The sequence below is a fragment of the Trinickia sp. genome, from assembly GCF_051953955.1.
GTDB lineage: Bacteria > Pseudomonadota > Gammaproteobacteria > Burkholderiales > Burkholderiaceae > Trinickia.
On record NZ_JBQCIF010000110.1, the window covers coordinates 1 to 13,545 of the forward strand.

Annotated in this window: 14 protein-coding genes; 8 read left to right on the forward strand and 6 right to left on the reverse strand. The window is 64.2% G+C overall.

Annotated elements, in window-relative coordinates; genetic code table 11:
- The 3 genes from ACTHNZ_RS20240 to ACTHNZ_RS20250 form a co-directional block, all read left to right on the forward strand.
- On the forward strand, positions 1–358 hold a 358-nt coding region (locus tag ACTHNZ_RS20240; RefSeq protein ID WP_440544360.1), incomplete at its 5' end, for an SDR family oxidoreductase.
- A 15-nt stretch (positions 359–373) separates the two neighbouring features.
- The gene (gene rhmD / locus ACTHNZ_RS20245) at positions 374–1,552 is read left to right on the forward strand and encodes an L-rhamnonate dehydratase (protein ID WP_440544361.1); all 1,179 of its coding nucleotides are present in this window, start codon (positions 374–376) and stop codon (positions 1,550–1,552) included.
- A gap of 69 nt (positions 1,553–1,621) precedes the next feature.
- On the forward strand, positions 1,622–2,404 hold the full coding sequence (locus tag ACTHNZ_RS20250) for an SDR family NAD(P)-dependent oxidoreductase (RefSeq protein ID WP_440544362.1): 783 nt from the start codon (positions 1,622–1,624) through the stop codon (positions 2,402–2,404).
- Here ACTHNZ_RS20250 and ACTHNZ_RS20255 read toward each other — a convergent pair.
- Positions 2,384–3,364: a LysR family transcriptional regulator gene (locus ACTHNZ_RS20255; protein ID WP_440544363.1), complete on the reverse strand. Its 981-nt coding sequence runs from the start codon at positions 3,362–3,364 to the stop codon at positions 2,384–2,386. The genes ACTHNZ_RS20250 and ACTHNZ_RS20255 overlap by 21 nt on opposite strands.
- Before the next feature lie 150 nt (positions 3,365–3,514).
- Between ACTHNZ_RS20255 and ACTHNZ_RS20260 the strand changes: the two genes are divergently transcribed.
- The 5 genes from ACTHNZ_RS20260 (at position 3,515) to rhaS (ending at position 9,210) form a co-directional block, all read left to right on the forward strand.
- On the forward strand, positions 3,515–4,423 hold the full coding sequence (locus ACTHNZ_RS20260; protein ID WP_440544385.1) for an amidohydrolase family protein: 909 nt from the start codon (positions 3,515–3,517) through the stop codon (positions 4,421–4,423).
- Between the two features lie 66 nt (positions 4,424–4,489).
- Entirely contained in the window at positions 4,490–6,037 is a 1,548-nt protein-coding gene (locus ACTHNZ_RS20265; RefSeq protein WP_440544364.1) for a sugar ABC transporter ATP-binding protein, read from the forward strand.
- Positions 6,038–6,054: 17 nt separating this feature from the next.
- The gene (locus ACTHNZ_RS20270; protein WP_440544365.1) at positions 6,055–7,077 is read left to right on the forward strand and encodes an ABC transporter permease; all 1,023 of its coding nucleotides are present in this window, start codon (positions 6,055–6,057) and stop codon (positions 7,075–7,077) included.
- 55 nt (positions 7,078–7,132) lie between these two features.
- Positions 7,133–8,089: an ABC transporter permease gene (locus tag ACTHNZ_RS20275; RefSeq protein ID WP_440544386.1), complete on the forward strand. Its 957-nt coding sequence runs from the start codon at positions 7,133–7,135 to the stop codon at positions 8,087–8,089.
- Positions 8,090–8,202: 113 nt separating this feature from the next.
- On the forward strand, positions 8,203–9,210 hold the full coding sequence (gene rhaS / locus ACTHNZ_RS20280) for a rhamnose ABC transporter substrate-binding protein (RefSeq protein WP_440544387.1): 1,008 nt from the start codon (positions 8,203–8,205) through the stop codon (positions 9,208–9,210).
- A gap of 37 nt (positions 9,211–9,247) precedes the next feature.
- Here rhaS and ACTHNZ_RS20285 read toward each other — a convergent pair whose 3' ends face one another.
- The 5 genes from ACTHNZ_RS20285 to ACTHNZ_RS20305 form a co-directional block, all read right to left on the reverse strand.
- Positions 9,248–9,373 (reverse strand): hypothetical protein, encoded by a 126-nt coding sequence (locus ACTHNZ_RS20285; protein ID WP_440544366.1) that lies wholly within the window; start codon positions 9,371–9,373, stop codon positions 9,248–9,250.
- A gap of 426 nt (positions 9,374–9,799) precedes the next feature.
- Positions 9,800–10,309, reverse strand: a complete 510-nt coding sequence (locus tag ACTHNZ_RS20290) for a DUF1269 domain-containing protein (RefSeq protein ID WP_440544367.1) — start codon at positions 10,307–10,309, stop codon at positions 9,800–9,802.
- 141 nt (positions 10,310–10,450) lie between these two features.
- On the reverse strand, positions 10,451–11,500 hold the full coding sequence (gene dmeF, locus ACTHNZ_RS20295) for a CDF family Co(II)/Ni(II) efflux transporter DmeF (RefSeq protein WP_440544368.1): 1,050 nt from the start codon (positions 11,498–11,500) through the stop codon (positions 10,451–10,453).
- An 18-nt stretch (positions 11,501–11,518) separates the two neighbouring features.
- Positions 11,519–11,791 (reverse strand): metal/formaldehyde-sensitive transcriptional repressor, encoded by a 273-nt coding sequence (locus tag ACTHNZ_RS20300; protein WP_440544369.1) that lies wholly within the window; start codon positions 11,789–11,791, stop codon positions 11,519–11,521.
- Between the two features lie 216 nt (positions 11,792–12,007).
- On the reverse strand, positions 12,008–13,519 hold the full coding sequence (locus ACTHNZ_RS20305; protein WP_440544370.1) for a CoA-acylating methylmalonate-semialdehyde dehydrogenase: 1,512 nt from the start codon (positions 13,517–13,519) through the stop codon (positions 12,008–12,010).
- Positions 13,520–13,545: the final 26 nt, after the last annotated feature.

Genomic DNA, 13,545 nt, shown 5'->3' on the forward strand with positions numbered 1-13,545 from the left:
CGAGCGCGGCTACGGCCGCATCGTCAACATCGCTTCGGTGGCCGGCAAGGAGGGCAACCCGAATGCCTCGCACTACAGTGCGTCGAAGGCGGGCTTGATCGGATTGACGAAGTCGCTCGGCAAGGAGCTCGCCAAACGCAACATCCTCGTCAACGCCGTCACGCCGGCTGCGGCGAAGACGGAGATTTTCGATTCGATGTCGCAGGAGCATATCGACTACATGCTCGCGAAGATCCCGATGAATCGCTTTCTGCTGCCCGAGGAGGCCGCGTCCATGATCCTCTGGCTCGCTTCGGAAGACTGCGCATTCAGCACGGGAGCGGTATTCGATCTATCGGGCGGACGCGCCACATACTGATAGGGAGCTTCCTTCATGGGCATGCCAACGATCAAACAGGTGCGCGCGTTCACGGTACGCGGCGGCGGCGCGGACTATCACGATCAGTCCGACGGGCATTGGATCGACGATCACATTGCGACGCCGATGGCGCGCTACCCCGAGTATCGCCAATCGCGGCGCTCGTTCGGGATCAACGTACTCGGTACGCTCGTCGTCGAGATCGAGGCGAGCGACGGCAGCGTCGGCTTCGCGGTGACGACGGGCGGCGAGATCGGCGCTTTCATCGTCGAGAAGCATCTCGCCCGCTTTCTGGAGGGGCGCCCGGTCACCGACGTCGAAACGATGTGGGACCAGATGTACTACGCGACGCTCTATTACGGACGCAAAGGCATCGTGCTCAATACGATTTCCGGCGTCGACCTCGCGCTTTGGGATTTGCTCGGCAAAGTGCGGCAGGAGCCCGTCTTTCAATTGTTGGGCGGCCCGGTGCGCGACGAACTCGTCTTCTATGCGACGGGTGCGCGGCCCGATCTCGCCAAGGAGATGGGCTTCATCGGCGGCAAGCTGCCGCTGTTGCACTGTCCCGCGGAGGGCGAGGAGGGGCTGCGCAAGAACTTGGATACGCTCGCGCGGATGCGCGAGCGCGTCGGCGACGATTTCTGGCTCATGTACGACTGCTGGATGAGCCTCGACGTGCCGTATGCCACGCGCTTCGCGCACGCGGCGCACGAATACGGGCTCAAATGGATAGAAGAATGCCTGCCGCCCGATGACTACTGGGGCTATGCTCAGCTGCGGCGCAACGTGCCGCGCGGCATGATGGTGTCGACCGGAGAGCACGAGGCGACGCGCTGGGGGTTCCGCATGCTGCTCGAAATGGGCTGCTGCGATCTGATTCAACCCGACGTCGGCTGGTGCGGCGGCTTGACCGAGCTGATCAAGATCTCCGCGCTGGCCGATGCGCACAACGTGATGGTCGTGCCGCACGGCTCGTCGGTCTACAGCTACCATTTCGTCGTGACGCGGCACAACTCGCCATTCTCCGAGTTCTTGATGATGGCGCCCGAGGCCGATCGCGTCGTCCCGATGTTCACGCCGTTGCTGCTCGACGAACCCGTACCGGTCAACGGGCGAATGAAGGTGCCCGAGACGCCGGGGTTCGGCGTGCGGCTCGATCCCGAGTGTCCGCTCGCGCGTCCCTATACACACTGAGCGTGCTGACGCCGCCGGCGCGGGCCGCCGATGTGGCAACCGGAAACAAGCGACAGTAAGGAGTCCAAAGTGCTGCTGGAAAACAAAGTGGCGATCGTGACCGGCGGCTCGCGCGGCATCGGGCGGGCGATTGCGCTTGCCTTTGCGCGCGAGGGGGCGGACGTCGTGATCAACTACTGGGGAGAGAACGACGCGTCGTATGGAAAGCGTTCGGCAATCGACGAGGTCGTGGCGGAAATCGAAGCGCGCGGCCGGCGGGCCATCGCGGTCGAAGGAAACGTCGCGCTGCCGCAGACGGGCATCGATCTCGTGCGGCACGCGGTGGACGCGTTCGGCAAGGTCGACGTGCTCGCGAGCAATGCAGGCGTTTGCCCGTTTCATGCATTCCTCGACATGCCGCCTTCGGTGCTGGAGCGAACGATCGGTGTCAATTTGAACGGCGCGTTCTATGTCACGCAAGCGGTGGCGCGACAGATGAAGGAACAGGGGACGGGCGGGGCGATCGTCGCCACGAGTTCGATCAGTGCGCTCGTCGGCGGCGGCATGCAGACGCACTACACGCCGACGAAGGCCGGCGTCCATTCCTTGATGCAATCGTGCGCGATTGCGTTGGGGCCGTTCGGCATCCGTTGCAATTCGGTGATGCCCGGGACCATTGCGACCGATCTGAACGCCGATGATCTCGCCGACGCGGACAAGCGCGCCTATTTCGAGCGGCGGATTGCCCTGGGTAGGCTCGGCGCGCCGGACGAAGTGGCCGACTGCGTGGTGTTTCTCGCCTCGGATATGGCCCGCTATGTGACGGGGGCGGCGCTGCTGGTGGACGGCGGCTTATTCGTCAACCTTCAATGACCGGGCAGCGAGGGGGGCATCGGCGATTGGTTGAGAGAAGCGCCGCAGCAGGCTGACGAAGTGATGCGCGGCTTCGGGCAGTGCCTCTTCCTTGCGCGTCAGAATGCCGTAGCCGGGCAGGCTTTTGCCGATTTCGATCGGCAGGGGGATGAGCAGTTTGCCGCGGACGTGGTCGCGCACGACCGATTCGGGCAGCATCGCAATCGCGTCGAACGTGCCGACGAGTTGCAGCGTGGCGAAGATCGAGCCGCATTCGGTCAGATTCGAGGGCGTATTGAGGCCGGCTCGCGCGAGCTCTTCTTCGAACAGCACGCGCGCCGGGCTCGTGACGGGTTGTGCGACCCAAGGCCATTCGACGAGTTCCGCGAGCGAAACGGACTCGCGCCGCGCGAGCGGATGACGGCTTCGCACGACGAGCAGCAGCGGTTCCCGCGCGAGCGGCTCGAAATTGAAATCGTTGTGCTGTAGCGACGTGGTGAGGCGAGCCAGCGCGAGATCGACTTCGCGCCGGTAGAGCAGCCCGACGATTTGGTCGCTCGTTTCGCCGAGAATGCGCAGATTCAGCCGCGGCCGTTCCGTTTTGAGGGCGGCGACGGCCAGTGCCAGCACGTCGGGCGCCGCGCCCATGATCGCGCCCACCGTCAGTTGGCCGTGGCCGCCACGGCGCTTGACGTCGAGATCCTCGGCGAAGCGGGTCAACTCGGCGAGCGCGCGGCGGGCGTAAGCGAGCACGACGGCGCCGAGCGCGGTCGGTGTCATGCCGCGTGCATTGCGCTCGAAAAGCTGGAAGCCGAACGCCTCCTCGATGTCCGCCAGCATGCGGCTCGCGCTCGGTTGCGCGACGTTGATCCGATCGGCTGCCTGGTGCACGTTGCGCACGTCGTCGAGCGCGACTAGCAGCGCAAGATGCTTGAACTTGAGGCGGTTGACGAGCGAAAGGGCGGCAGCCTGCGGTGTCATGAAGTGATTCGCTTTCTGGATCACCCAATCATGAGAACGGATTGGTTCGTTATCGGTCGGCGAATTATAGTCCCTGCCATACGCCGCCGTCATGCGAACGACAAAGGCTCGAGAATGGATGGAGACACGCAGATGGAGACGAGTGCCGCCATGCAAGTGGTCGATCCGCACGTGCATTTCTGGGACCTGCGAACCCATCACTATCCGTGGCTGGCCCATCCCGGCACGTCGTTCGTCGGCGATGCCGCGTCGCTGAAGCACGACTACTTGCCTGAGACGCTGCTCGCGCAGGCCGGTGCGATCGACGTATTGAAGGTCGTGCACGTCGAGGCGAACCACGATCCCGCGCAACCGGTCGAAGAAACACGCTGGCTGCAATCGCTCGCCGAGGCAGCGGGCGAAGCCGACGGCACGCGCCGCGCGTTGCCGAACGGGATCGTCGCCTGGGCGGATCTCAGTGCGCCCGATGCCGAGGCGACGCTGGCGGCGCATGCGTCGTTCGCCAACGTGCGCGGCATCCGGCAGATCCTGAACGTGCATCACGATCCGCTCTACGGCTACGTCGATCGGCATTTCATGCGCGATGCCGTTTGGCAGGAGAACTTCAAGCTGCTTGCTCGCTACGGGCTCTCGTTCGATCTGCAAATTTATCCGTCGCAAATGCGGGAGGCTGCGGAACTCGCGCACCGTAATGCTCGGACGCAATTCGTGCTGAACCATGCCGGCATGTTCGTCGATCGCGACAGCGTGGCTGGATTTCGTGCATGGCGCGACGGGTTGAGGCTGCTGTCGGCATGCCCGAACGTGGCGGTGAAGATCAGCGGCCTCGCGATGTTCGATCATCTTTGGACGGTAGAGAGCCTGAGACCCTATGTGCTCGAGACGATCGACGCGTTCGGCACCGAGCGCGCCATGTTCGCCTCGAATTTCCCGGTGGATCGATTGTTCGGCACTTACGAGGCGCTGTGGCAGGCCTACGCGCGCATCGTCGCGGGCGCGAGCGCCAGCGAGCGTGCCGCACTGTTTCGCGGCAATGCCGAGCGCATTTACCGCATTTAGCGTCGGCACTCGCGCAGCGGGGACGGCGTCGAGGGCACGAGTTAGCGCCGCAGCCGGCGCAAGACGATGGAGACGAGTGTGGAGACGAGCGAGACGGCGCGGCCGGTGCCGCGTCTAGCGTTGCGAGGGGCGAGCAAATCGTTCGGGCAGGTGCGTGCGCTGATCGACGGCGATCTCGCGCTGATGCCGGGCGAGGTGCACGCGCTGCTCGGCGAGAACGGCGCGGGCAAATCGACGCTCGTAAAAGTCCTGGCCGGCGTGCACGCTCCCGACACGGGCGAATTGGAAGTCGATGGGGTGGCGCGGCGCTTCGCGTCGCCTGCGGATGCGCGCGAGGCCGGCATTGCCGTGATCTATCAGGAGCCGACGCTGTTCTTCGATTTATCGATCGCCGAGAACATCTACATGGGCCGTCAGCCGGCCGATCGGTTCGGCCGGATCGATCATGAAGCGATGCACCGCGAGGTGGCGAGCCTGCTCGCTTCGCTCGGCGTCAATCTGCAGCCTCGTCAACTCGTGCGCGGTTTGTCGATCGCCGATCAGCAGGTGATCGAAATCGCCAAGGCGCTGTCGCTGAACGCAAACGTGCTGATCATGGACGAGCCGACGGCCGCGTTGTCGCTGCCCGAGGTGGAACGGCTGTTCACGATCGTGCGAACGCTGCGCGAACGCGGTGCGGCGATCTTGTTCATCACGCACCGGCTCGAGGAAGTGTTCGCGTTGACGCAGCACGTCACGATCATGCGTGACGGCGCGAAGGTGTTCGACGCGCCCACGGCCGATCTGACGACGGCGAGCATCGTGGCCAAGATGGTCGGGCGCGATTTGGCGACGTTCTACCCGAAGGCGGACGTCGCGCCGGGCGAGGTCCAGCTTTCGGTACGCGGGCTCACGCGAATCGGCGTTTTCAAGGACGTGTCGTTCGACGTGCGAGCGGGCGAAATCGTGGCGCTGGCCGGGCTCGTGGGGGCGGGGCGCAGCGAAGTGGCGCGCGCGATTTTCGGCATCGATCCGCTCGACGCCGGCGTGATCGAGGTCGCGGGGCGGCGCCTTGCGGGCGGACGCCCCGATCAGGCGGTCAAGGCCGGGCTTGCCATGGTTCCGGAGGATCGCAGGCAGCAGGGCCTCGCCCTAGAACTGAGCATCGCGCGCAATGCATCGATGACGGTCCTCGGGCGCCTTGCGCGCTTCGGCCTGATTTCGAGCGGGCGCGAGGCGTCGCTCGCCCGCGAATGGGGCACGCGCCTACGCTTGAAAGCCGGCGATCTGCATGCGCCGGCCGGAACGCTGTCGGGCGGCAACCAGCAAAAAGTCGTGCTCGGCAAATGGCTCGCCACCGAGCCCAAGGTGTTGATCATCGACGAACCGACGCGCGGCATCGACGTCGGCGCCAAAACGGAGGTCTATGCCGTGCTGTCCGATCTCGTGAGAAACGGCATGGCGGTGCTGATGATCTCGAGCGAATTGCCGGAGGTGCTGGGGATGGCCGACCGCGTGCTCGTCATGCACGAGGGGCGAATCAGTGCGCAGATCGCGCGCGCGGACGCAAACGAGGAGCGGATCATGCGCGCGGCGCTCGGACAGGCGGACATTCATTTGGGGCGAGCGGCATGACCCTTCGAGCGGACACCATGCATCGAGAAGCGCTCATCGGCGCAGAGCGAGGCCTGAGCTGGCTCTCGCATCTGACGAAGCGCCGGGAAGCCGCGCTCTTCATCGTTCTCGTCGCATTGATCGCATGCACGGGGATGGCGCGCCCGCAGTTCTTGAACATGCAGAACCTGCGCGACGTACTGCTGAACGTGGCCATCGTCAGCCTGCTGACAGCGGGCATGACCGTCGTGATGCTGATGCGCCACATCGATCTGTCGATCGGATCGGTCGTCGGGATCAGCGCGTACGGGGTGGGGTGGCTGTTCGTCGCCTTCCCGCATATGCCCGTGGTCGTCGCGCTCGCTGCCGGCGTCGGCATCGGCGTGCTCGCCGGCTCCGCCAACGCGGCGCTCGTCGCACTCGGGCGTGTCCCCTCGCTCGTCGCGACGCTTTCGACGCTGTACATCTTCCGCGGCGCCGATTATGCCTGGGTGAACGGTGGGCAGATCAACGCGAGCAGCCTGCCCGACGCGTTCTCTCGGCTGGCGACCGGCACGCTGCTGGGCATGCCGACGCTCGTGATCATCGCTGCCATCGTATTGATCGGCCTCGGCGTTTATCTTCAGCAGTTTCGCGGCGGACGCGAGCATTACGCGATCGGTTCGAATCCGGAGGCTGCCCGCCTCGCGGGCATCCAGGTCGAGCGCCGCGTGATGTTGGGATTCGTGATGTCGGGCGCGATCGCGGGACTGGCCGGGGCATTGTGGCTGGCCCGCTTCGGGACCGTCGATGCGAGCACGGCGAAGGGCATCGAACTGCAGGTCGTGGCTGCCGCCGTCGTCGGCAGCGTGGCGATCAACGGCGGCTCCGGCACGATCCTCGGCGCGACGCTCGGGGCGCTCGTGCTCGGCGTGATCGACATCGCGCTCGTGGTGCTGCGCATTTCTCCGTTCTGGGAGCACGCGATTCAGGGCGCGCTGATCGTGGCCGCGGTGGCGCTCGATACGCTGCTGGCGCGTTCGATGGCCAAGCGCATGATGAGGAAACGCGACCATGACTGACCTCGCAACGACGGGCGGTGCCCATAAGCGCGTCTGGCATCCGACGTGGGAAGCGATGCTTGCCGTCATTCTCGTCGGATCGCTGCTGCTCGGACGCCTGTTGTCCTCGTTCTTCCTGAGCGGCGGCAACCTAAGCAACGTCTTGCTCGACATCACCGAGATCTCGCTGATGGCTTTGCCGATGACGTTCATCATCGTGACCGGCGAGATCGATCTATCGGTGGCGTCGGTGCTCGGTGCATCGAGCGCGTTGATGGGCGTGCTCTGGCACGCGGGACTGCCGATGCCTGCCGCCATCGCGCTCGTGATCGCGGGCGGTGCGCTCGCAGGGTTCGCGAACGGATGGATCATCGTTCGCCTCGAGTTGCCCTCGCTTGCCGTGACCATCGGCACGCTGGCGCTGTTCCGCGGCCTCGCTTATGTGCTGCTGGGCGATCGAGCCGTGGCCGATTTCCCCGCTTCCTACACGGCGTTCGGCATGAATACGCTGGGCTCGACGTTCGTTCCGCTGCCGTTCACGATCGTCATCGCCTGTGCGGTGCTGTTTGGTGTCGCCCTGCACGCGACACCGTTCGGGCGGTCGCTCTACGCCATCGGCGCCAACGCGTCCGCGGCACGCTTTTCCGGTATCGACGACCGGAGGATCAAGCTGTGGCTCTTCGTCTTGTCGGGTGTCATGAGCGCCATTGCCGGCATCGTCTTTACGTTGCGCTTTACGAGTGCGCGAGGCGACAACGGCGAAGGTTTCGAGCTGGCGGTGATCGCAGCCGTGCTGTTCGGCGGCGTGAGCATTTTCGGTGGACGCGGCTCGCTGTATGGCGTGCTGTTGTCGCTGCTGATCGTAGGCGTGCTGCGCAACGCGCTCACGCTCGTCGATGTCTCGAGCGAAACGCTGACGATCGTGACGGGCGCGCTGTTGCTCTCGTCCGTGCTGATTCCGAATCTAGTTGCGCTTTGGCGAGCACGCAAGGACAGGCTGCGCGCGGTGGCATCGCGTTCCGCGACGGGATGAGCGGCTCGATGGGGGCGATCGGAGCGATCGGGCGATGGCAGTGGTTGGGCGGTATCAAAGAGACCGGACGCCATGTCCGGCCATTCGAGTGAAAGAGTAGGAGGAGACAGATGATGCAACGACCTTTGCGTGCCGCGGCAGCGGCGACGCTCATCGGTGCTTTGCTTGGATTCGGTCAAGCGGCGGGCGCGGCGAGCATCAAGGAAGGGTTGAAGATCGCCTTCGTGCCCAAGCAGATCAACAATCCCTATGAAGTGACGGCCGACAACGGCGGCCTGGCGGCGATCAAAGAGTTCGGCGGCGATGGCAAGGTCGTCGGCCCTTCCGATGCGGGGGCGTCGTCGCAGGTTCAGTACATCAATACGCTGACGACGCAGCGCGTGAATGCGATCGTGGTTGCCGCCAACGATCCGAACGCGCTCGTGCCGTATCTGAAGCGGGCGATGTCCAATGGAATCAAGGTCGTGACGTTCGATTCGGATACCGCACCGGCCGGCCGTGAAATCTTCGTCAATCAGGCGAACGCGGAGGGCATCGGCCGCGGCCAGATTCAACTCGTTGCGAAGTTGATGGGCAACGAAGGCGAGTTCGCGATTTTGTCGGCCACACCGAATGCGACGAATCAGAACACGTGGATCAAATGGATGAAGGAGGAATTGAAGAAGCCCGAATACGCCAAGATGAAGCTCGTGAAAATCGCCTACGGCAACGATGACGATCAGCAGTCGTTCGTCGAGACGCAGGGCTTGCTGCAGGCTTATCCGAATTTGAAAGCGATCGTTGCGCCGACCTCGGTGGGACTCGCCGCGGCTGCGCGCTATATCTCGTCGTCGCCGAGCAAAGGCAAGGTGGCGGTGACGGGCTTGGGCACGCCGAACCAAATGCGCGAGTTCGTCAAGAACGGCACCGTGAAGGCATTCCAGCTCTGGGACCCGGGCCAACTCGGCTATCTTGCGGCCTATGCGGCGGCGAATCTCGCGTCGGGTGCGATTGCGGGGAAACCGGGCGAGACCTTCGAGGCAGGCAAGCTCGGCAAGCGCACGATCGGCAAGGACGGCGAAGTCATTCTCGGGCCGCCCACCACGTTCGATGCAAGCAACATCGATCAATTCAACTTTTGAACGGCCGATCTTCGACGCGCAGAAGGCTTGCGCGTCATTAACTCGTGATTCGTTGCAGCAGGAAGTGCAGAAGCTGCCCTAGCGCTTCTTGCATGGCGATGGGCTTTAGCTCATAGGCGAGCAGAAGCGGACTGCTCAAAATCGCAATCAAAATATATTTCATTTTTTCCTCCTCACGGGTGGGGGATCGTGAGGTTCATGCATAGGCTCCGAGCACGTCCTGTGCCATCGGCGTGATGCCCATGCGCGGCGCGGCGTTGCGCGCGAACGGAGCGTGCGCGGCGCGCGTTTCGTCAGCAGGACGTTTCGGCATCGAAACGTCGATGCTTGCGGTGAAGGGGGATCGTGCCCGCGTCTCGGCATTTACGCGCCGAGGCCGGTGCGGCGTCCGTCGGAAGGCAAGTCGGGCAAGGGCGAGCGGAATCTTTCAACGGCCTTGCGTGAATCGTTGCGTGCGTGCGTGCATGCGATCGGCAGCGCACAAAAGCGTCGCAAGAATGAAACGCCGATATCGGCGCACGGAATTCCTACGCAATCGATCTCCGCGCAGGGTTCGCGCGTTTGCGACGGGGGCTACGGCGAGCTTCCATCAAGGAAAGATCGGTGTCGTCGGCTCGGCGCCGCGCACATCGACTTGCGGAAAGTGCCCCGCGACCAACTGCTCGATTTCCTGCTCGCGCGACGCCGGCACGTCGGCCATCAGCAACAGCTGGCCGTCGCGAATGGCTTCGCGAAACCGAGTGAGCCGAGCATTCGGTTCATCGACACCGATCATCGCGGCCGTCCACGCGCCGAATCCGGCCCCGGCCAGCGTCATGGCAACGACGGACCCGCCGGCGATGGTGAGGCCCGCCGGGGGAAACACCAGTGCGACCAGGCCGAGGAACGCGCCCGTCGCGCCGCCGAGTGCGACGCCGCGCTCGAGTGCGTGAACGACGTCGCTGCGTTGCAGTAACGACGCTTCGGGCAGCTTGTCGAGCGTGACGCTGTGGTTGGCGAGGACGTGGATGTGTTGCCAGGTGATGCGAGCGCGTAGGAGATCGTCGACGATTGCCTTCGCGGTGGTCGAATCCGGCACGAGAAAGTACAGGCGCCTCATGATGTAACTCCTTAATCAAGAGGACATCGTCCGCAACGGGACGATTCGCCTATCTTACGCCTTACGGGGCCCGATTGAAGGTGCGTGGGCGCACTGTATTCGTTTTCGTTTTGGTTTGCGCGAGCGCCGGGATGTGGCCGTTCAACCCGTCGCTTGCACGGCGGCCCGGTTGATTTCCACCGTGACGTGCGACAACCCTTTGAAGCGCTCGAGTGCGGCGCGGTAAAAGCCCGGGCTGCGTTGCGCGTCGGTGGTCGCGATCGAGACGATGGCGCTCATGTGGCCAGGGCCGACGCGCCATACGTGGAGGTCCAGTATCTTGTCGCCGTGTTCTTCGATGACGCGACGGACGTTCTCGGCAAGATGCGGGTCGGGGTTCATGTCGAGCAGGATGCGGCCCGTATCGCGCATGAGGCCCCACGACCAGTTCGCGATGACGAGGGCGCCGATGACGCCCGCGAGCGGGTCCATCCAGAGCCAGCCGAACGCACGCGCCAGCAGCAGCCCGATGATCGCCATCACGGAAACGGCCGCGTCAGCGATGACGTGAATGTAGGCCGAGCGCAGATTGTGATCGCGCGAGGCGGTGTGGGCGTGAGCATCGTGGTCATGATCATGATCATGGTCGTGATCGTCTCCATGACCGTGCTCGCCGTCACGGCCATGGCCGTGAGCATGCCCGTGACCATGCCCGTGACCGTGGCCATGGCCATGGCCATGCCCATGGTGCCCCCCGCTCAACAGCCAGACGCTCGCAAGATTGACGAGCAAGCCGAGCACGGCGATGGGAATCGCTTCGCCGAAATGGATGGGCACCGGAGACATGAACCGTGACACGGCTTCATACCCGATCAGCAGCGCGATCATGGCGAGGGCGATAGCGCTCGTGAAGCCCGCGAGATCGCCGAGCTTACCGGTCCCGAAGACGAAACGGGCATCGCCCGCATGCTTGCGCGCATAGGTGTAGGCGAGCGCGGCGATCAGCATTGCGCCCGCATGCGTCGACATATGGAGGCCATCGGCCACGAGCGCCAATGAGCCAAACAGGCTGCCGCCGATGATTTCGGCCACCATCATCGCGCTGCACAGCGCGATCACCATCCAGGTCCGGCGTTCGTTTTCCTCGTGGCCTGCGCCGAGGAAGACGTGGTCGTGTCCCGCCCCGAAGGCGGCATTCTCGAAGTCGGTCATGTTTCGCTCTTGCTCGATCTACTTGAAGTAGCTGTGGACCACTTCGATTAGTTGCTCGGTTCCGCTGCCGTGTTCGTCGTGAGGTTCGGCATCGACGAGATGGGTACGGATGTGGTCCTCGAGTACCACGGCGAGGAGCCCATTCATGGCCCCGCGGCAACTCGTGATTTGCTGTAGGACGTCGAGGCACCCGCGCTCGCTTTCGAGCGAGCGTTCGATCGCCTCGATTTGCCCCTTGATCCGGCGCACGCGGTTCAAGAGCTTTTGCTTTTCCCGGATGGTATGGCTCACGGCGGACCCCCTATATAGCATAGGGGGGTATATTACACGAACGCAATGACATGTGTGCAGCGAGCAGGCTCGCTCGGCGTTCAGCGCGATCGGCTATGAGATGACGAGGGGGAGGAGGGAGGCGTGAATCGGAGCCGAGCGGCTCCGAGCGGGCAGGGGACGCAGGCCACTCGGCTTCGAGCCGCCCGCATCCCAGGTGTTACGTTCGTTCCTTCGTTACTTCGCGGTCGGCATCGCGAACTCCGCGCCCTTCTCGATGCTCTCCGGCCAGCGCTGCATGATCGACTTTTGCTTCGTGTAGAAGCGCACGCCTTCTTCGCCGTACGCATGCGTGTCGCCGAACAGGCTGCGCTTCCAGCCGCCGAAGCCGTGCCAGGCCATCGGCACCGGAATCGGCACGTTGATGCCGACCATGCCCACTTCGATGCGGCGCCCGAACTCGCGCGCGATGTGGCCGTCGCGCGTGAAGCACGACACGCCGTTGCCGAACTCGTGCGCGTTGATCAGATCGATCGCTTCCGAGAAATCCTTGACGCGCACGCACGCGAGCACGGGACCGAAAATCTCTTCCTTGTAGATGCGCATGCCCGGCGTCACGTTGTCGAACAGCGTGCCACCCGTGAAGAAGCCGTCTTCGTGGCCGGCGACCTTGTGGCCGCGCCCGTCGACCACGAGCGTGGCGCCTTCCTTCACGCCTTCCGCGATGTAGCCCTCGATTCGTTCGAGCGCTTGGCGCGTGACGATCGGGCCCATCTCGGCATCGGGCTCCATCCCGTTCTTGACCACGAGCGTGCGGGCACGTTCGGCAAGGCGGGGAACGATCTTGTCCGCGACGTCGCCGACGAGCAGCGCCACCGAAATCGCCATGCAGCGCTCGCCGGCCGAGCCGTAAGCCGCACCGATCAACGCATCGACGGCTTTGTCGAGATCGGCGTCGGGCATCACGACCATATGATTCTTTGCGCCGCCGAGCGCCTGAACGCGCTTGCCGTGCTTGGCGCCGGTCTCATAGATGTAATTGGCGATCGGCGTGGAGCCGACGAAGCTCACGGCCTTGACGTCGGGATGCTCGAGCAGGGCATCGACGGCGACCTTGTCGCCCTGAACGACGTTGAACACACCATCGGGCAACCCTGCTTGCTTGAGCAGATCGGCCATGAACAGCGCGGCCGACGGATCGCGTTCGCTCGGCTTCAGCACGAAGCAGTTGCCGGCCGCAATGGCGACCGGAAACATCCAGCACGGCACCATGCAGGGGAAATTGAACGGCGTGATGCCGGCCACGACGCCGAGCGGCTGGCGCATCGTCCAGTTGTCGATGCCGGTCGACACCTGATCGGTGTAGTCGCCCTTGAGCAGTTGCGGGATGCCGCAGGCAAATTCGATGACGTCGATGCCGCGCGCGACTTCGCCTTGCGCGTCGGAAAACACCTTGCCGTGCTCGGCCGTGATGATGGCCGCCAGCTCGTCGCTGTGCTTGTTCATCAGTTCCAGGAAGCGCAGCAGCACGCGTGCGCGGCGGATCGGCGGCGTGTCGCGCCATGCCGGGAACGCCGATTTCGCGCTCGCCACCGCCGCTTGCACGTCGGCAACCTCGCCGAGCAGCAGCTTGCGGGCGCGCGCGCCCGTTGCGGGATTGAAGACCGGCTGGTTGCGCGTTCCGCTGCCGCTCACGCGCTGGCCATGAATGAAATGGCCGACGTCGGCGGTGTCGTCATAGGCTTGCATTACGTCTCCTTTTGCATCGATTGGCA

Bases quoted from the DNA above. Each gene is read 5' to 3' on its own strand.
- ACTHNZ_RS20265 (WP_440544364.1), top strand. From the start codon at position 4,490: ATGGAGACGAGTGTGGAGACGAGCGAGACGGCGCGGCCGGTGCCGCGT.
- ACTHNZ_RS20270 (WP_440544365.1), top strand. From the start codon at position 6,055: ATGCATCGAGAAGCGCTCATCGGCGCAGAGCGAGGCCTGAGCTGGCTC.
- ACTHNZ_RS20285 (WP_440544366.1), bottom strand. From the start codon at position 9,373: ATGAAATATATTTTGATTGCGATTTTGAGCAGTCCGCTTCTGCTCGCC.
- dmeF (WP_440544368.1), bottom strand. From the start codon at position 11,500: ATGACCGACTTCGAGAATGCCGCCTTCGGGGCGGGACACGACCACGTC.
- ACTHNZ_RS20305 (WP_440544370.1), bottom strand. From the start codon at position 13,519: ATGCAAGCCTATGACGACACCGCCGACGTCGGCCATTTCATTCATGGC.
- rhaS (WP_440544387.1), top strand. From the start codon at position 8,203: ATGCAACGACCTTTGCGTGCCGCGGCAGCGGCGACGCTCATCGGTGCT.
- ACTHNZ_RS20275 (WP_440544386.1), top strand. From the start codon at position 7,133: ATGCTTGCCGTCATTCTCGTCGGATCGCTGCTGCTCGGACGCCTGTTG.
- rhmD (WP_440544361.1), top strand. From the start codon at position 374: ATGGGCATGCCAACGATCAAACAGGTGCGCGCGTTCACGGTACGCGGC.
- ACTHNZ_RS20255 (WP_440544363.1), bottom strand. From the start codon at position 3,364: ATGACACCGCAGGCTGCCGCCCTTTCGCTCGTCAACCGCCTCAAGTTC.
- ACTHNZ_RS20260 (WP_440544385.1), top strand. From the start codon at position 3,515: ATGCAAGTGGTCGATCCGCACGTGCATTTCTGGGACCTGCGAACCCAT.
- ACTHNZ_RS20290 (WP_440544367.1), bottom strand. From the start codon at position 10,309: ATGAGGCGCCTGTACTTTCTCGTGCCGGATTCGACCACCGCGAAGGCA.